Origin of the sequence: Trichloromonas sp. (assembly GCF_041583255.1) — a bacterium.
GTDB lineage: Bacteria > Desulfobacterota > Desulfuromonadia > Desulfuromonadales > Trichloromonadaceae > Trichloromonas.
This window is the reverse complement of the sequence record NZ_JBFHGD010000048.1, coordinates 1-17,882: the sequence shown is the minus strand read 5'-3', so window position 1 is coordinate 17,882 and position 17,882 is coordinate 1. Positions and strand designations below refer to the sequence as shown.

The window sequence follows — 17,882 nt, the reverse complement described above, 5'->3', positions numbered from 1 at the left end:
TCTATGCCCTGATCGCCCGCGACCGGCAAGGCGACTTGGTGTTGCTGCAGACAAAAATCGGCGCGCACTTCGCCTCGCTCACCCCCCGCTGCACCCAGCTGCACCTGTTCGAGCGGGAAATCGCCGAGCAGTACGGCGCCGGCCCCGAAGGCCACCCCTGGCTTAAACCGGTGCGCTTTCACCGCTCCTGGCGAGCGGGGCAGGATGCCTGGGAGCGCGACACGAAGAGCCACCCGGTTCCCGGCGACATGCCGTTTTACCGGGTCGAAGGCGAAGAGGTCCACGAAGTGGCGGTCGGACCGGTGCATGCCGGAGTGATCGAGCCGGGGCATTTCCGCTTCCAGTGCCACGGCGAAGAGGTGCTGCATCTCGAGATTTCCCTCGGTTACCAGCATCGCGCCATCGAGCAGCAATTGATTGGCGGCCCCCACCCGCGCACCCCCTTTCAGATGGAGACCGCGGCCGGCGACACCAGCATCGGCCACATGACCGCCTGGTGCCAGGTCAACGAGGCCCTGGGCGGGGTGAGCGCTCCGGCCCGCGGCGACCGGCTGCGCGCCGTCGCCCTCGAACTGGAGCGGCTGGCCAACCACGTCGGCGACCTCGGCGCCATTGCCGGCGATGTCGGCTTTCTCCCCACCGCCTCCTATTGCGGCCGTTTGCGGGGCGACTACCTCAACCTGACCGCCGAACTCTGCGGCAGCCGTTTCGGCCGCGGCCTGGTTCGACCCGGCGGAACCGCCTTCGACTGCCCCCCCGAACTGGCCGAGCGGCTGCTGCAGCGGCTGGAGCCGGTAGCGCGGAACACCCGCGGCGCCATCGACCTCATGTTCGAGACCCCCTCGGTGCTGGCCCGCCTCGAAGGCGCTGGCCGGCTCCGCGTTGAAACCGCCCTTGAGCTCGGCCTGGTCGGGGTGGCCGCCCGGGCCTGCGACCTGCAGCGGGACGTGCGCCTCAATCACCCCGTCGGCGTCTGGCGCGACAGCTTCGGCCCCGTTCCCCGGGAAGAAAGCGGCGACGTCTTCGCCCGGGCCTGCATCCGTCGCCGGGAAATCCATGCCTCGCTCGACTGGGTCCGCAAGCAGCTGAAGGAGCTTCCCGGCGGCCCCCACCGTACCGAAGTCCCGGCACTTCTACCCGATCGGCTGGCCGTCTCCCTGGTCGAGGGCTGGCGCGGCGAAATCATTCATGTCGCCCTGACCGATGCCCGGGGGCGGCTGAGCCGCTACAAGATCGTCGACCCCTCGTTTCACAACTGGAGCGGGCTGGCAATGGCGCTGCGGGCCGAACAGATTTCGGATTTTCCGCTGTGCAACAAGAGCTTCAACCTGTCGTACTGCGGATTCGACCTGTAACAAAAAAGGACTTGAGACCATGCTGAAAATCATCCGCGAACGGATCCGCCAGGGCCATCGCACCGGCAAGTTCCCCAAGCAGGAACCGACCTTGCCCGAGCGGTTCAGGGGCTTGCCCGACTTCTCCCCGGAACGCTGTCCCGTCGGCTGCCGCGATTGCCAGGAAGCCTGTCCGACAGCCGCCATCCGAACGGAAGGACGACCGCCGTCGCTCGACCTCGGCCGCTGCCTCTTCTGCGGCGACTGCGCCAGGTCCTGCCCGCATGAAGCCCTGCGTTTCAGCCGCGATTACCGCCTGGCTTCGCGCAGCCGGGACGGACTGCTGACGGGCGCAAGCGAGTTCCAGCTGGCGACCGCCCTCGACGCCAAAATGAAGAGCCTGTTCGGCCGCTCGCTCAAACTGCGCCAGGTTTCCGCCGGCGGCTGCAACGCCTGCGAAGCCGACGTCAACGTGCTCGGCACCCTGGTCTTTGATCTCGGCCGCTTCGGCATCCAGTTCGTCGCCTCCCCCCGCCATGCCGACGGCCTGCTGGTCACCGGCGCGGTCACCGAAAACATGAAAAGCGCCCTGCTCGATACCTATGCCGCCATCGCTGCACCGAAACTGGTCATCGCCGCCGGCTCCTGCGCCATCAGCGGCGGCCCCTTTGCCGGCAGCCCGGAAGTGAACAACGGCATCGGCGACCTGCTCCCCGTCGACCTGTACATCCCCGGCTGCCCGCCGCACCCGTACACCACCCTTGACGGCCTGCTGCGCCTGCTGGGTCGACGGTGAAAAAGGATCTGGCAGGGGGAACTCACTTTTTGAATTTCATCCGCCCGTCCCCACGCCCCCCGCAAAAAAACGGGTCCGCTTCACGGCCGCCCGGCCCTTTTTCTCATTGACAGCCCAAACACGACATGTTATAAAAGCTCATTCGTGGACCCACGCCCCCTGAATGTCCCAAAAAGTCCAGGCCAATGACAGAAAGTATGGTTCGGAAGAGCTTCCGACCTTGCTTCTGAAGTCCACTCAACAGAAGCTTTTCAGCTGGATTCATCCTATGCCCACGGGCCTGGCGGCCCAAGTCATTTAATTCCCCAGGCATCACTGAATGTTTCATGCCCTTCCTTGCCGGTGAAGGGCTTTTGCCGTTTAGGGCAAAAAGAGTACCTCGAACCCGTTTTCGAAGGAACCAACCTGTATGCGTAAAACCAGTATTCTGATTATTACCCTGGTCGTTGTGGCCAACCTGGTCACCTGGGCCCTGCTGAACCGCCCGGTGAATGCCCCGGATTGGACCGGCCCCGTCAACGGACTTTCTTTCAGCCCGTTCCGTAAAGGGCAGGATGCGATAAAAAATGAACTCCCCAGCGCCGAGCAGATCGATCTCGATCTGGCCCTGGTGCAGGGCAAGACCCTGCGGGTGCGGACCTACTCATCGCTTGGCGAACTGGGCCTGATCCCCCAGATGGCGCAGGCGCGGGGCCTCAAAGTCACCGCCGGCGCCTGGCTCGACACCAATGAGGCCATCAACCATAAAGAAATCACCAGGCTCATCTCCAATGCCAACCGCTGGCCGAGCGTCGAACGGGTCATCGTCGGCAACGAGGCGTTCCTGCGTGGCAACCTGAACGTCAGCCAGCTGGCCGGCTATATCGACCAGGTGCGCCAGGCGACCAACGTCCCGGTCGGCACCGCCGAGCCCTGGCACGTCTGGATCGACCACCCGGAACTGGCCGACGCCGTCGATTTCATCGCTATCCACATCCTCCCCTACTGGGAAGGGATCCCCGTCGAAGAGGCCCCGCAGTGGGCTCTCGACCGTTACAAGCAGGTCGTTGCGGCCTTCCCCGACAAGCCGGTCGTGATCGGCGAGGTCGGCTGGCCCAGCGACGGCAACCGGATTGCCAGGTCGCAGACCTCGCTGGTCAACCAGGCCACCTTTGTCCGCGAGTTCCTGCAGCTGGCGCGCCAGCACAACATCGACTATTTCGTCATGGAAGCCTTCGACCAGCCCTGGAAAAAGTCCCTTGAAGGAAGGGTCGGGGGCCATTGGGGCATGTTCGATGCGAACCGCAATCCCAAATTTCCCCTGGTCGGTGAAATCGTCGCCGTGCCGATCTGGCCCTGGCAGTACGCCCTGGCCACCCTGCTGGCGCTCTGGCCGATGGTCCTCTTTCTGCGCCACTGGGACAACCTCAAGCGCCGCGGGCAGCTCTTCTTTGCCGGCCTGATCCAGCTGGCCGCCTCGATGTTCGCCTGGACCGCCCTGCTCCCCTTTGCCATCGACATGACGCCGGCCGGCATCGCCGTCTGGGGCATCCTGCTGCCGGCCCAGCTGGCCCTGGTGCTGGTTATTCTGACCAATGGCCTGGAACTCGCTGAAATGCTCTGGGTCAAGCGCTGGAAACGGTTTTTCGCCCCCCAGCAGCCGGACCGCGAGCGGGAGTTCCCGATGGCGTCGATCCACCTTGCGATCCACAACGAGCCGCCGGAGCTGGTCTTCAAGACCCTCGACGGCCTGGCCCGGCTCGACTACCCTAATTTCGAAGTGCTGGTGCTCGACAACAACACGGTCAAGGAAGAAGTCTGGCGGCCGGTCGAAGAATACTGCGCCCGTCTCGGCAAGCGCTTCCGCTTCTTTCACCTGGCCAATTGGCCGGGCTACAAGGCCGGGGCGCTCAACTTCGGCCTCGGCCAGACCCACCCCGAGGCCCAGGTGGTCGGCGTCATCGACGCCGATTACGTGGTCAGCCCCGACTGGCTGCGCGCCCTGGTCCCCTACTTCGACAAACCCGAAGTCGGTTTCGTCCAGGCCCCGCAGGACAACCGCGAATGGCAGGGCGACCTGTTTCAGACCATGATCAACTGGGAATACAACGGCTTCTTCCAGATCGGCATGGTCCACCGCAACGAGCGCAACGCCATCATCCAGCACGGCACCATGACCCTGATGCGCCGCGACGCCCTCGAGAAGGTCGGCAAATGGGGCGAATGGTGCATCTGCGAGGATGCCGAACTCGGCCTGCGGCTGTTCAAGGCCGGCTACGAGTCGGTCTACGTCAACCATAATTTCGGCGAGGGGATCACCCCGACCAGCTTTGCCGGCTACAAGGGGCAGCGCTTCCGCTGGACCTACGGGGCCGTGCAGATCCTGCGCCGCCACTGGCGTTCGCTGCTCCCCTGGAGCAAGGCGAACCTGACGGCGGGCCAGAAGTTCCACTTTATCACCGGCTGGATGCCCTGGTTCACCGACGCCCTGCACCTGGTCTTCACCATCGCCGGCGTGATCTGGACCATCGGCATGCTCTGGCGTCCGCAGGATTTCGAAATCCCGCTCAAGGTCTTCCTGATCCCGACCCTCGGCCTGTTCGTGTTCAAGGTGGCCCATGCCCTGATCCTGTACCGGGCCCGGGTCCGCTGCTCCTTCGTTCAGAGCCTGATGGCTTCGGTGGCCGGAATGGGCCTGACCCACACCATCGCCCGCGCCATTTTCATCGGCCTGCTCAAGCCGAGCCAGCCGTTTTTGCGCACCCCCAAGGGGGAAGGCCGGCAGGCGCTGGTCAAGGGGATTCTGATGGCCTGGGAAGAGACCCAGATCTTCGGCCTGCTCTGGGTAGCCGCTGCGGCATCGGCATGGTTTTTTGGCAGCGACAACCCCGAGGGTTTGCTCTGGGCCGGCCTGCTGCTGGTCCAGTCGATTCCCTACGGCGCCGCCCTGGCCACCTCGATGGCCAGCTGCATGCCCCGCCTGCAGCTGGCCCTACCAAGGTTCAGCAGCATGCTGCGCTGGTGGCATATCGGCCCCCGCCGGACACCGCTGGGATAAGAAAAAAAAGGTACAGATTCTGCGTAACAAAGGCGGAACCCAAGGGTTCCGCCTTTGTTTTTTCAGCCTAGAGATCGGCCCCGGAATCCGGGCGGCACGAACCAGGTATCGCAATTGTCTCAAGGGAGTTGTGTCGTGAAAGGAAGTGCCCTGATCAAACTGCTGGCGCTGCTCGCCTTCGTTGCCGCCGTGGCCGCAGGAGCGTACTGGTGGGGGCAGTCCCAGGGGGACGCCACCAAGAAATACTCGCACCCGGTTTCGCGCCAGGGCGCCAAGTGGTAAGCTGTTGACAGGCCGGCCGGCTAGGCGCCGCCAGCAAGCACCAGCAGGGCGACCGCCAGGTAACGAAGCAGCTTGCCGGATCCCACCAGCAAAACGAATGGCACCAGCCCCACCCGCAGAACGCCGCCGACCAGGCAGAGGGGATCACCGACCACCGGCAGCCAGGACAGCAGCAGAGACCAGCGGCCGTAGCGGGCATAGAACCCTTCGGCCCGGCGCCGGGTCGCCTGATCGATGCGAAGCAACCGCCCGATGAGGAAAGGACCGCCCCAGAGCCCGACGGCATAGGTTGTCATCGCCCCCAAAGTGTTGCCCAATGCCGCCAGCGAAACGCTCAGCGCCGGGTCGAAACCCCTGAGCAGCAGCACGACCAGCAGCCACTCCGATCCCAGCGGCACCACGGTGGCCGCCAAAAAACTGAGCAGGAACAGGGCCGGATATCCATGACTGACAAGCAATTCCTCCATGGGGCGACTGTAACTGCCGCCATCTTTTTAGTCAATCGGCAACTTCGCCCCACAGGATCCCTACGTCATGAGTGAAGAACTCTCTTCGCGACAGGTCCGCGATCTCGAACTGCTCCTGCAGCAACTGCAGCAGGAGCTGAAACGCCTGCTCAGCACAACCGAAGAAGGCGCTCGACCGGTCGACCTGGGCCAGCCGATCGGCCGCCTGTCGCGAATGGACGCCCTGCAGCAGCAGAGCATGGCCAAGGCCAGCCGGCGGAGCCATGAAATTCGCCTGCAGCAGATTGCCGCCGCCTTGAACGCAATCAAGGAAGGCGAATACGGCCAGTGCAAGGAATGTGGCGAACCGATCGGTTTCGGCCGGCTTGGCGCCCGCCCCGAAACGCCCTTCTGCGTCGGCTGCCAGGGCCGCCGCGAACCGGGCCGCTGACCCCCGCCGGGGTTAACGACGCCCCTCCCGGCGAACTCGACCTGTCACTTACGCCGGGACAAGAAACATTTAAAGCGATTTCAAAGCCTGCAAACCGAGGACATGAGCATGAATGGATTGATCGGCAAAACGGTACTGGTTACGGGCGGGGCCCAGGGGATCGGCAAAGGGATCGTCCGCACCCTGCTGGAGCGGGGCGCCAACGTCGCGGCAGCCGACAGCGACCCGGAAGCCTGCGCCGCGCTGGAACATGAGCTGACCTCACCGCAGCTGCAGACAATCGAAATGGATGTCGCCGACGAAGCCTCGGTGCATAGCGGCATCACCCGGGTCAAGCAGCGCTTCGGCGCTCTTTTCGGGCTGGTCAGCAACGCCGCCATCGCCCGCGCCCATTCCGGCCCCTTTGAGCAACTGTCGCTGGAACGCTGGAACCGGTGGCTCGCGGTCAACCTGACCGGCGCCTTCCTGGTCACCCGCGAAGCCCTCCCCCTGCTGAAAAAGGACGGCGGCGCCATCGTCAACATCGCTTCAACCCGGGCCCTGCAGTCCGAGCCCGACAGCGAGGCCTATGCCGCCAGCAAAGGCGGCCTGGTGGCCCTGACCCACGCGTTAGCGATCAGCCTCGGCCCGTCCGTACGGGTCAACTGCATCTCACCGGGCTGGATCGAGACCGGCGACTGGCAAAAACCTGCGGCCCGAAGCACGCCGATCCACAGCGAAACCGACCACCGCCAGCACCCGGCGGGCCGGGTCGGAGTGCCGAACGACATCGCCTCCCTGGTCGCCTTTCTGCTCGGCCCGGAAGCCGGCTTCATCACCGGCCAGAATTTCATCGTCGACGGCGGCATGACCCGCAAAATGATCTACGCGCCCTGAGCGACAATCGCCCCGATTACGCGTCAGAATCTGAACTGGCCTTACCCTGGGGCATCTGCGCCAGAGTTATTGTGCCGGCACTAATATAGCGTTGCACACCAGCCCCCCTAGCGTGCTAGTATGACATCCAGACCTTTTCGCTCTAACCACGGGGGCAGCACTCATGAAAAAATACATCATCCCGGCAATACTCCTGGCCGTTGCCATCGCCATCATCTTCATCGCCTTTCCACCGGACGACGTTACCGAGCAGCAGCTTCCGCCGGGCGCGGTGTCCACCCTGCCGGAAACGGCCGCACCGGAGCTTCCCGTCAAATACCCGATCGCCGAACCGGCCCAAGCCGTCGAACCGCCCCCTGCGGCAGAGCAGCCCGAGTCGAAACCGGCGCTGCCGCTGCCCGGCCTTGAGATGGCCGACACGGTCATGCGCGAACTGCTGACCCTGCTCGGCGGCGAAAAAAAATTCATCGAACTCTTCCAGCTCGACCACTTCATCCAGCGCTTTGTCGTCACCGTCGACAACCTGCCCCGCAAAGACATCCCCCGCAGGCAGCTGCCGGTCAAAGGAGCCAGCGGCCCGCTCCTGGTGCAAGGAGAGAAGGGCCGCGAGGTGATCAGTCCCTACAACGAACGCCGCTACGCCATCTACATCGAGCTGGCCGAAGCCCTCGACAGCGGCAAACTGGTCGATATCTACGTCCGCAACTACCCCCTGTTCCAGCAGGCCTACTCCGACCTCGGCTACCCTTCGGCCTACTTCAACGACCGCCTGGTCGAGGTGATCGACCATTTGCTCGAAACCCCGGAGCTGCAGGAGCCGATCCGCCTTGAACGTCCCGGCGTACTCTACCGGTTCGCCGATCCCGAGCTCGAGGCCCGCTCGGCCGGGCAGAAGATCCTGCTGCGAATCGGCAATGACAACGCCGCGTGGCTCAAGGCCAAACTCAAGCAATTGCGTGAGCAACTGATGACGCAGGTCCGGCGGCAAAGCTGATCCGGCGGTAGAGCGCTGCGGCAGGGCAAGGCCACCGAAACTTTCATCGCCAGACCACATAACAGCCCGACCGGACTTGCTTTTTGCCGACCAAAGTGGTAGTCTTTCCGGCACTGAACCAGATTCTGGGAGCAGTTAGTAGTCTGGTGACGCTCCCGGTCTTCAAAACCGGTGGGGGGCGTATCCCGTCCCTGGTGAGTTCGATTCTCATCTGCTCCCGCCATAAATAGTCTTGCACAGCACAGAAAAACCCGCCAATCAGGCGGGTTTTTTGTTTTCACTTGTCTGCTTCTGACGCCCCCCCTTCCCATCAAATCCACCGCAAAACAAAGAACCTTGTAATCACAAACACGCAGGTTTATATTAGCCTCATTCAATGTAATACAGGATTGGTCTCTGCCTCAGACGGCCAACAACAGTGGAGGGTACCATGGCCGAACGGTTAAGGTTCGCGCGTCTATCGAACGCATCCCCCCCTCTGGACAGACCCCGAACACCATTCGAAGTCGATAAGGAAATAACAGCCCTTCGCAAAAACTGGAGGATGATTCCGCCTCTTCTGAATGCAACGCTAACAGGTAAGGTTTTGCTGTTGATCCGACAAACACTATTGTTTGGCTATCTGGATTGGCAAGAAGAGATATGGTTGCGACTTATTCTGACGTGGCGGGTTGGTAGGTTTAGAGTCAGATTTAACTGATTTATTAGCGGTGGAGGGATAAGCGTGGGGGATTTCAAAGGATAGCTTATGAAAAAACATATCGCGCATGTGGCTGAAGACGGGCGGACGCACGATCTTGAGGAACATCTTCGCCAAACCGCCGAGCGGGCTGCTGGTTTTGCGGCGGCTTTTGGTGCGGACGGATGGGCACGTGCGGCGGGATTGTGGCACGATTTGGGTAAATACTCCAGTCAGTTTCAGCAATATATCCAAGCCATCAACAATCCGGATGCCCATGTCGGGAAAACCGGCGGCGATCACTCCACGGCCGGTGCGCTGCACGCGCTGGAACGATTCGGCATGTTGGGGAGGATTCTAACCTACCCCATCGCCGGGCATCATGCCGGCTTGCCGGATTGGAATGAAGGCGGCACGGCTTCCTTGGCGCAACGTCTGGAACAGAAAGATCTGCTCGAAAAGGTACTTTCCCAGGGCGTTCCCGATGAAATTCTCGAGCAAACAGCCCCAACCGAGAAGGCAAAATCGGGCACGGATATCTCACGCTCCCTTTGGCTCCGAATGCTTTTCTCCTGCCTGGTAGATGCGGACTTTATCGATACCGAGGCGTTCTTCGAGCCAGACAAGTCGCGTGAAAGGGGGGACTATCCAACGTTGTCAGAGTTGTGCCCCTGGTTCGATACTTTCATGCGTCGAAAGCTGGTTGGCGCAGCCGATACGTCGATCAACCGCATCCGCGCCGATATTCTGAACCAATGCTTGGCAACGGCAACACAGGCCCCCGGGGTCTATTCACTGACCGTTCCTACCGGAGGCGGTAAAACCCTTTCTTCACTTGCGTTTGCTCTCCATCATGCCGTGGCACACGGCCAGCGGCGAATCATCTATGTCATTCCCTACACCAGCATCATCGAACAGACCGCCAACCAATTCAGGGATGTTTGGAAAGATGTCGGTGATGTCGTCATCGAGCACCACAGCAACCTGGATGTGAACGACGAACGCCGGGACAACAACCGGTCGCGCCTGGCCTGCGAGAACTGGGACGCACCGGTTATCGTCACCACCACGGTGCAGTTCTTCGAGTCGCTTTTCGCCAGTCGCACCAGCCGTTGCCGAAAACTACACAATATCGCCGGCAGTGTCGTCATCCTCGATGAAGCCCAGCTGTTGCCCCCCGATTTCCTTACGCCCATTCTCGAAGTCCTTTCCGAACTTCGGAACAACTATGGCGTGACCATCCTGCTCTGCACCGCTACCCAACCGGCCCTCGGCCCGCACAAAGCCATGGATTTCGATTTCAAGGGACTTTCCGGCGTGACGGAGATCATGGCCGATCCTGCCGCGCTCTTCGGGCAATTGAAGCGGACCGAGCTGTCGATTTTAGGACCGTTGCAGGAACCGCGCACATGGGATGACATCTCGGCACGGTTGCAAGGGCACGATTCTGCGCTCTGCATCGTCAGTCGCCGCGACGATGCCCGTATCCTGTGGGAATTGATGCCGCACGGGACCATTCATCTTTCGGCCCTTATGTGCGGGGCGCACCGGTCGCAGAAAATTACTGAAATCAAGGGGCGGTTGCAAGCGGGCCTGTCCACCCGCGTCATCAGCACGCAACTGGTGGAGGCCGGCGTCGATGTGGATTTCCCGGTGGTCTACCGCGCCTTGGCTGGACTGGACTCCGTTGCCCAAGCTGCCGGGCGGTGCAACCGGGAGGGTCTGCGGGAAAAAGGCCATGTCTATGTCTTTACGCCGCCCAGCGATATTCCGGTCGGGCATTTGCGCCAGGCGGCGGAAATCGGCCGTACCCTGCTCATGTCGCATGGCGACACGGCGTTGTCACCCGGGGGATTTGAAGAATTCTTTCGTCGCTTCTACTGGATGCGCGGCGACCGGCTGGACAAGGAGCGGATCATCGACCTGCTGAAAAACGATCTCAAGCTCCAGGTCAGCTTCCGCGAGGCGGCACGGCGCTTCAAGCTGATCAATGAGGCGGCCCAGGCATCGGTCATTGTCCGTTACCAAAACGATGACCTCATATCCAGGCTGGAGCGGGAGCCGCCGGATCGCCAGGCAAAACGTAAATTGCAACGATACGTGGTGAATCTGCCCCGCCGTCTGCACGGTCAATTGCTGGCCAGCGGCGCGATCCGTGAAGTGCATCCCGACATTTTTGTCCAGAGCCATGCTGCGCTGTACGACGATATGCTCGGTTTCTGTCCAGACAAATCCATCGTTTACGATCCGGACGATTTAATGTGCTGAATTGCCAAGAAAGGAGGAATCATGAATGGATCAACAACAAAAAGCCGTCTGCTGCGGCTGAAGGTCTGGGGTGAGAATGCCTGTTTCACCCGGCCGGAGATGAAGGTCGAGCGGGTCTCCTACGACATCATGACCCCGTCGGCGGCGCGGGGAATTTTAGAGGCGATCCTGTGGAAACCGGCCATCCGCTGGCAGGTGGAGAGAATCGACGTGCTCAGGCCGGTCCGCTGGGAGTCGGTGCGTCGCAACGAGGTGGGGAGCACCATGTCGCCGCGCACGCCACACCTGTTCATCGAAGACCAGCGCCAACAGCGGGCCGGCCTTTTCCTGCGCGATGTCGCCTACACGATTCACGCTCATTTCGAGATGACCGACAAAGCCGGGCCGGAGAATACGCCAATCAAGTACCAGGAAATGTTTCTGCGGCGGGCCGAAAAGGGGCAGAGCTTCAACCAGCCCTATTTCGGGTGTCGGGAATTTGCCGCGAATTTTGCGCCGATATTCCACGATCAGTCGCTACCTGAGCCGATAGCGGAAAACATCGATCTGGGCTGGATGCTGTACGACATTCGCCATGACACCCGTGCAGACAAACAGAATTCCCATAGTTGCACGGGTGGTTGCCGGCCGCTCTTTTTTCGCGCCAAACTCGATAACGGCTGCCTCATGGTGCCGCCACTAGACAGTGAGGAGGTGCGTGGATGATTCTACAGGCGTTGAACGGCTATTATCGGCGCATGGCGGAAGCGGTTGGGGCAGATGTAGCGCCGGAAGGTTTTGAACAGAAAGAAATTCCCTTTCTGATTGTCTTGAACTTGCAAGGAGATTGCGTCGGCATTCAAGATACTCGCGAAGGTGAAGGCAAGAAAAGGCGTGGACGTTTGTTCACCGTTCCCAAGGGGGTAAAGAAAACCAGTGGCATTGCAGCAAATTTCCTTTGGGATACATCTAACTATGTTCTTGGCATTCCGAAACCGGACCCGAAGAAAGATCCAGTTCAGTTGGAGGAAAAGGCCAGGGAGCAGCAACGATGCTTCATTGAAACAATCCGTGGAAAATTCATAGAGCCGATTGAGGACGAAGGGATTCAGTCGGTATTGACCTTTCTTGAACGAAATGATCTATCCCCGTTGTCTTCGTTTTCGTCATGGGAAGAAATTTCACTGAATGCCCCGATAGTTACTTTTCTTCTTGAAGGGGAGTCCGGGCTTGTCTGTCAGCGAGAGGCCGTTCGAAGCGTAGTTTCGGACGCTAAGACGATGGGCGGAGAGGCTGCGGAAACTCATACATGCCTGGTAACAGGGGAGCATGATTCCACTGTCCGGCTCCATACCGCCATCAAGGGGGTTTGGGGGGCTCAAAGTTCCGGCGCCAATATCGTATCGTTTAATCTGGATGCTTTTCGTTCATTCGGCAAGGAACAGGGGCAAAATGCGCCGGTTGGCAAACGGGCTGAATTTGCCTATACCACCGCCCTCAACAAGATGTTGTCAAAGGGATCGCGCCAGCGGCTCCAGGTTGGGGATTGCAGCACTGTTTTCTGGGCCGAGCGGCAAAGTCCCTTGGAAGATATTTTTGCCGACGTGTTCTCTGAACCGGCCAAAGAAAATCCCGATCAGCTAAACGCTGCTGTACGCGAATTGTTCAAAGCGCCCGAGTCGGGTACTCCGCCCCTAGACGAAGATTACACCCCATTCTATGTCCTTGGTTTGGCTCCCAATGCAGCTCGGATTGCCGTTCGCTTCTGGCATCCGGGCACCGTAGGAGAAGCGGCGCGGCACATCAAGCAACACTTTTTGGACTGCGCCATTGTCCACGGCCCGAAACAGCCCGAACATCTGTCGCTTTTTCGCCTACTCACGGCGACGGCAACTCAGGGGAAATCGGAAAATGTTCCGCCGAACTTGGCTGGCGATTTTATGAAAGCAATCCTGGCTGGTACGCCGTATCCCCATACGTTGCTGGCATCGGCGTTGCGCCGCTGCCGCGCCGAGCAGGATGTCACCTATTCCCGTGCCGCGCTTCTCAAGGCATGTCTCATCCGTTCAAATAAAAAAAATTCTAAAAAGGAGGTCGGTATGTCTCTGGATATCACCAACACCAATCCCGGCTATTTGTTGGGGAGGCTCTTCGCAACCTTGGAGCGGGCGCAGGAGAGCGCCAGCCCCGGCATCAACGCTACCATTCGCGACCGCTTCTACGGCGCGGCGTCCAGTACGCCGGTGGCCGTCTTTCCGCACTTGATGAAGCTCAAGGTCCACCACATTGCCAAGTTGGAGAACAAAGGTCAGGCGGTGAATCTGGAACGGCTGATTGGCGAGATCGTGGATAAAGTAGCCGCCGACCACGCCTTCCCGGCGCATCTGAGTCTGCAAGATCAAGGGCGGTTTGCGGTCGGCTACTATCATCAGCGCCAGCACTTCTTTGCCAAAAAAGAGCAATAATCCTATTGATAACAAGGAGACTCAACCATGAGCACACCCATTCAGAACCGCTATGACTTCGTGCTTTTTTTCGATGTGAAGGACGGCAACCCCAACGGCGACCCGGATGCCGGGAACCTTCCCCGTGTCGATCCCGAGACCGGCCACGGGCTGGTGACCGACGTCTGCCTCAAGCGCAAGGTGCGCAATTTCGTTCAACTCAACGACAAAGGGACAGGTTACGACATTTTTGTGAAAGAGAAGGCGATCCTCAACAGCCTGATTGCCGAGGCTCATAAGGATGAATCCGTCAAAGGGAAGGAGAAGGGCGAGAAAACCGAGGCTGCACGTCAGGTCATGTGCCGCAAATATTACGATGTTCGAACCTTTGGGGCGGTCATGTCCACCGGCGAGAACGCCGGTCAGGTGCGCGGCCCAGTCCAACTCACCTTTGCCCGCAGCGTGGATCAGGTGGTGCCGCTGGAGCACAGCATCACCCGCATGGCTGTTGCCACCGAGGCCGAGGCCGAAAAACAGCAGGGAGACAACCGCACCATGGGGCGCAAGTTCACCGTCCCCTACGCCCTCTACCGCTGCCACGGCTTCATCTCTGCGCCGCTGGCCGCTCAGACGGGCTTTTGCGAAGAGGATCTCGAACTGTTCTGGCAGGCACTGGCCAACATGTTCGAGCACGACCGCTCGGCGGCTCGTGGTCAGATGTCGGCCCGTAAACTGGTTGTTTTCAAGCACGAATCGAAAATGGGCAATGCCCCGGCCCACAGTCTTTTCGATCTGATTTCCGCCGAGGCTTCGGAATCGCCGGTGCGATCTTTCAACCAGTATGATATTTGTGTGCCGACCCAGGAAAACATGCCGCAGGGGGTTACGGTAATCGAGAAACTGTAATTCGGAGAAATCAGGGCGGCCACATGGGGCGGGCGACCACATGGGGTCGCCCCTACGGAGGTTTCTTGGCCTATAATCCCGATCTTCATCATCGTCGTTCGATTCGGTTGCGGGAATATGATTATTCCTCGCCCGGGGTTTATTTCGTGACTTCATGCATTCAGGGCCGCGAGTGTCTTCTCGGCGATGTTGTGAATGGGGTAATGCAATTGAACGAAGCCGGGCGAATGATCGAAAAATGGTGGCTGAAGTTGCCCGAGAAATTTCCGGAGATGGCGATAGACGCATACGCGATCATGCCCAACCATTTCCACGGGATCATCACCATCGTAGGGGCGGCCCCATGTGGCCGCCCGGATGTTGACCCATGTGGCCGCCCGAATTTTGCCCCATGTGGAGGTTTGTAATGAATGACATGTCCGATCCCGTCATGCTCTCTGCCCTGGAGCACTACGCCTACTGTCCCCGACAATGCGCCCTGATCCATATCGAACAGGTCTGGGACGAGAATATCTACACCATGCGCGGCCGGGATGTTCACGAGCGGGTGGATGAAGTTAGCGGCGAAAGTTGCGGGGCAACACGCATCGAGCGGGCCTTGCCCGTGTGGAACAAGCGCCTCGGCTTGGTGGGAAAGGCAGATGTCGTCGAATTTTTCGACGACATCCCCTTTCCGGTCGAATATAAATCAGGGCGCAGTCGCAGAGGCAGGCCCGAAATCTTGCAACTCTGCGCCCAGGCGTTGTGCCTGGAAGAAATGTTCGGCGTCTCTGTGCCGAAAGGCGCTCTGTACTGGCATGGTTCGCGGGAGCGCCGCGAAGTGGAGTTTACCGAGGCCATGCGGGCCGAGGTCGAGCGGGCGGCGTTGGCGGTTCGGGAATTACTGGAGCAGCGCATAATGCCGCCGCCGGTCAACGACAAACGCTGTGACGGCTGTTCCCTGAAAGACTCCTGCCTGCCTTCCGTCGTTGCCGAGAGGGAGAGAGGGCGCAAGGTGATGCGGGAGTTGTTTGCCATTGAAGGAGGGAATTGATGGAAACGAAACTGGCGATTTTTCAAGGTAAGGAAATCCGAAAAACTTTCCACAAAGGCGAATGGTGGTTTGTTGTTGAAGATGTCGTTCTTGCCCTGATCGACTCAAAAGATCCGAAGCAGTACATCCAGCGGATGAAACGGCGTGATCCTGAACTCGGCAAAGGGTGGGTACAGATTGTACATACCCTTTCCATCGCGACTGCGGGAGGAGCTCAGAGGATGCTTTGTGCCAATACCGAAGGCATATTCCGCATCATTCAATCCATCCCATCGCCCAAGGCTGAGCCGTTCAAGCGCTGGCTGGCCAAGGTCGGCTACGAGCGGGTGCAGGAAATCGAAGACCCCGAAATTGCGACGGCCCGAACCCGGGAACTCTATCGAGCCAAGGGCTACTCGGACGCCTGGATCGAAAAGCGCATGCGCGGCATTGCCGTGCGGGCCGAACTGACCGAGGAGTGGAAGGGCCGGGGTGTGAACGGTGAGCCTGAATATGCCATCCTCACGGCCGAGATCAGCAAGGCCGCTTTCGGCATGACGCCAGCCGAGTACAAGCAATTCAAGGGATTGAACCGTGAAAACCTGCGCGATCACATGACCGACCTGGAATTGATCTTCTCCATGCTGGGCGAGGCGGCGACGACGGAAATCGCCCGCAAGCAGGATGCCCAAAGCTTTGTCGAAAATAAGACTGCGGCCAACAAGGGCGGTCGGATCGCCGGCGATGCCAGGGAGAAACTGGAAGTCGAGACCGGGGAAAAGGTGTCGACCTCTGAAAATTACCTGGTCGAGCCAGAGAGCAAAAAGCGCCTGCGGGGGAAAAAGCCATGAAACAGCTGCTCAATACCCTGTTTGTCATGACCGAAGGCAGCTATCTGCATCTTGAAGGGGAGACCGTCAAGGTCAAGGTCGACGGCGAAAACCGCCTTCAAGTGCCACTGCACCACTTGGGTGGATTCGTCCTGTTCGGCAATGTCATGACCACGCCGTTTCTTTTGCACAAATGTGCCGAAGACGGGCGCAGCGTCGTATTGCTCGACCGCAACGGTCGTTATCGCTGTCGCATGGTCGGCAAAGTCGGCGGAAATGTGCTGTTGCGGCACCAGCAGCATCTGAGCATCGAGGACGGTTCGAAAAAATCTGCCATCGTGCGCAACATGGTTGGGGGCAAGTTGCAGAATACCCGCCAGGTGCTGATGCGGGGGCAGCGGGAGGCGAAGGAGGCCGAGTTCGCCGCCCCTCTGCAAAAAGCCGCCGATCTGCTGGGGCGGGCCATCGAGCGTCTGCCGGGTTCTGATGATATCGAATTCATGCGCGGCCTCGAAGGAGAATCGGCGAAGGTCTATTTCGACTGCTTCGACCGGATGATGACCCAGAATCGGGAGGTATTCCGGATGAATGGGCGCAATCGCCGTCCTCCGCGGGATCGTATAAATGCCCTGCTTTCTTTTCTTTACGTGCTGTTGCTCAACGATTGTATCTCGGCTGTCGAAGGGGTGGGGCTTGATCCGCAGATGGGGTTTCTGCATGTCATGCGCCCTGGCCGACCATCGCTCGGGCTCGATATGATGGAAGAGTTGCGGCCCATTCTGGCCGACCGTCTGGCACTGACTCTCATCAATCTGCGTCAGATCGGCCCGGATGAGTTTGACGAACGGCCGGGCGGGGCGGTTTATCTCAACGAAAAAGGACGCAAGGCCGTGGTGACTGCGTATCAGAAACGCAAGCAGGACGAAATCAGGCACCCGGTTCTTGACCAGACTGTCCCTTTTGGTCTGATTCCCCACGTGCAAGCTCGCTTGCTGGCCCGGCATCTGCGTGGCGATACCGAAGCCTACACGCCGTTTCTGTACCGATAAGGTGGGCTTATGTGGTTGATTGTGACCTATGACGTAAACACCGAAGATCGCGCGGGGCAAAAGCGCCTGCGGCGGGTGGCGAAGGTTTGCAAAAGCTATGGACAACGGGTGCAGAAGTCGGTTTTCGAGTGCTCGGTAAACGACATGCAATACGAGCAAATGAAGAGAGAGTTGGTCAGGGAGATCGACAAGGCGTGCGACAGTCTCAGGATTTACAGGCTGGTTGGGGCGCGCGATTGCGTCATTGACAGCTTTGGGGTGGACAATTTCGTCAATTTCGAAGAGACACTGATTATTTGATTTATATTTGCGCGAACCCCCTGTGTTGTCGATTTGCCGGGGCCTTTCGCGGAAAGAAAACCTCTTGGAATGAAATACTTTTTTGCGTAAACATTTTTTTAATCCCAGGAAGGAGAGAATTATCAAACCGGTTCGCGGCAACCGCCCAATTGACGCAAAGAAAACAACAGGTTCGCAAGAACCTGAGCGGCCGGGGATC

Annotated in this window: 17 protein-coding genes and 1 tRNA gene; 17 read left to right on the top strand and 1 reads right to left on the bottom strand. The window is 59.7% G+C overall.

Annotated elements, in window-relative coordinates; translation table 11 throughout:
• The 4 genes from ABYV89_RS05890 to ABYV89_RS05875 form a co-directional block, all read left to right on the top strand.
• The coding region (locus ABYV89_RS05890) for a hydrogenase (RefSeq protein ID WP_432822011.1) at positions 1-1,355 on the top strand (1,355 nt) is incomplete at its 5' end.
• Between the two features lie 19 nt (positions 1,356-1,374).
• On the top strand, positions 1,375-2,130 hold the full coding sequence (locus ABYV89_RS05885; RefSeq protein ID WP_432822010.1) for a 4Fe-4S binding protein: 756 nt from the start codon (positions 1,375-1,377) through the stop codon (positions 2,128-2,130).
• A 409-nt stretch (positions 2,131-2,539) separates the two neighbouring features.
• Positions 2,540-5,167, top strand: a complete 2,628-nt coding sequence (locus tag ABYV89_RS05880) for a glycosyltransferase (protein WP_432822009.1) — start codon at positions 2,540-2,542, stop codon at positions 5,165-5,167.
• 135 nt (positions 5,168-5,302) lie between these two features.
• Complete coding sequence (locus ABYV89_RS05875; protein ID WP_432822008.1) at positions 5,303-5,449, top strand: hypothetical protein; 147 nt, start codon at positions 5,303-5,305, stop codon at positions 5,447-5,449.
• A 20-nt stretch (positions 5,450-5,469) separates the two neighbouring features.
• On the opposite strand, the gene ABYV89_RS05870 is transcribed toward ABYV89_RS05875, so the two are convergent.
• Complete coding sequence (locus ABYV89_RS05870) at positions 5,470-5,916, bottom strand: YqaA family protein (RefSeq protein WP_432822007.1); 447 nt, start codon at positions 5,914-5,916, stop codon at positions 5,470-5,472.
• 67 nt (positions 5,917-5,983) lie between these two features.
• Between ABYV89_RS05870 and ABYV89_RS05865 the strand changes: the two genes are divergently transcribed.
• From ABYV89_RS05865 to cas2, 13 genes are all read left to right on the top strand, one after another.
• The gene (locus ABYV89_RS05865; RefSeq protein ID WP_432822006.1) at positions 5,984-6,346 is read left to right on the top strand and encodes a TraR/DksA family transcriptional regulator; all 363 of its coding nucleotides are present in this window, start codon (positions 5,984-5,986) and stop codon (positions 6,344-6,346) included.
• Between the two features lie 108 nt (positions 6,347-6,454).
• Positions 6,455-7,222 (top strand): SDR family oxidoreductase, encoded by a 768-nt coding sequence (locus tag ABYV89_RS05860; RefSeq protein ID WP_432822005.1) that lies wholly within the window; start codon positions 6,455-6,457, stop codon positions 7,220-7,222.
• A gap of 163 nt (positions 7,223-7,385) precedes the next feature.
• Positions 7,386-8,216 (top strand): DUF3014 domain-containing protein, encoded by an 831-nt coding sequence (locus ABYV89_RS05855; RefSeq protein ID WP_432822004.1) that lies wholly within the window; start codon positions 7,386-7,388, stop codon positions 8,214-8,216.
• A 127-nt stretch (positions 8,217-8,343) separates the two neighbouring features.
• Positions 8,344-8,439, top strand: a tRNA-Sec gene (locus ABYV89_RS05850).
• Between the two features lie 525 nt (positions 8,440-8,964).
• Positions 8,965-11,163 (top strand): CRISPR-associated endonuclease Cas3'', encoded by a 2,199-nt coding sequence (locus ABYV89_RS05845; protein ID WP_432822003.1) that lies wholly within the window; start codon positions 8,965-8,967, stop codon positions 11,161-11,163.
• Positions 11,164-11,184: 21 nt separating this feature from the next.
• Positions 11,185-11,868 (top strand): type I-C CRISPR-associated protein Cas5c, encoded by a 684-nt coding sequence (gene cas5c, locus ABYV89_RS05840; RefSeq protein WP_432822002.1) that lies wholly within the window; start codon positions 11,185-11,187, stop codon positions 11,866-11,868.
• Positions 11,865-13,607, top strand: coding sequence for a type I-C CRISPR-associated protein Cas8c/Csd1 (gene cas8c / locus ABYV89_RS05835; protein WP_432822001.1), 1,743 nt, complete (start codon positions 11,865-11,867; stop codon positions 13,605-13,607). Before cas5c ends, cas8c begins: the two co-directional genes overlap by 4 nt.
• Positions 13,608-13,634: 27 nt before the next feature.
• The gene (gene cas7c, locus ABYV89_RS05830) at positions 13,635-14,492 is read left to right on the top strand and encodes a type I-C CRISPR-associated protein Cas7/Csd2 (protein WP_432822000.1); all 858 of its coding nucleotides are present in this window, start codon (positions 13,635-13,637) and stop codon (positions 14,490-14,492) included.
• 65 nt (positions 14,493-14,557) lie between these two features.
• On the top strand, positions 14,558-14,899 hold the full coding sequence (locus ABYV89_RS05825; protein ID WP_432821999.1) for a hypothetical protein: 342 nt from the start codon (positions 14,558-14,560) through the stop codon (positions 14,897-14,899).
• Complete coding sequence (cas4, locus tag ABYV89_RS05820; protein WP_432821998.1) at positions 14,899-15,525, top strand: CRISPR-associated protein Cas4; 627 nt, start codon at positions 14,899-14,901, stop codon at positions 15,523-15,525. The genes ABYV89_RS05825 and cas4 overlap by 1 nt, the downstream gene beginning before the upstream one ends.
• Positions 15,525-16,355: a BRO-N domain-containing protein gene (locus ABYV89_RS05815; protein WP_432821997.1), complete on the top strand. Its 831-nt coding sequence runs from the start codon at positions 15,525-15,527 to the stop codon at positions 16,353-16,355. Before cas4 ends, ABYV89_RS05815 begins: the two co-directional genes overlap by 1 nt.
• On the top strand, positions 16,352-17,383 hold the full coding sequence (gene cas1c, locus ABYV89_RS05810) for a type I-C CRISPR-associated endonuclease Cas1c (RefSeq protein ID WP_432821996.1): 1,032 nt from the start codon (positions 16,352-16,354) through the stop codon (positions 17,381-17,383). Before ABYV89_RS05815 ends, cas1c begins: the two co-directional genes overlap by 4 nt.
• Before the next feature lie 9 nt (positions 17,384-17,392).
• Positions 17,393-17,683: a CRISPR-associated endonuclease Cas2 gene (gene cas2 / locus ABYV89_RS05805; RefSeq protein WP_432821995.1), complete on the top strand. Its 291-nt coding sequence runs from the start codon at positions 17,393-17,395 to the stop codon at positions 17,681-17,683.
• The last annotated feature ends 199 nt before the right edge of the window (positions 17,684-17,882 follow it).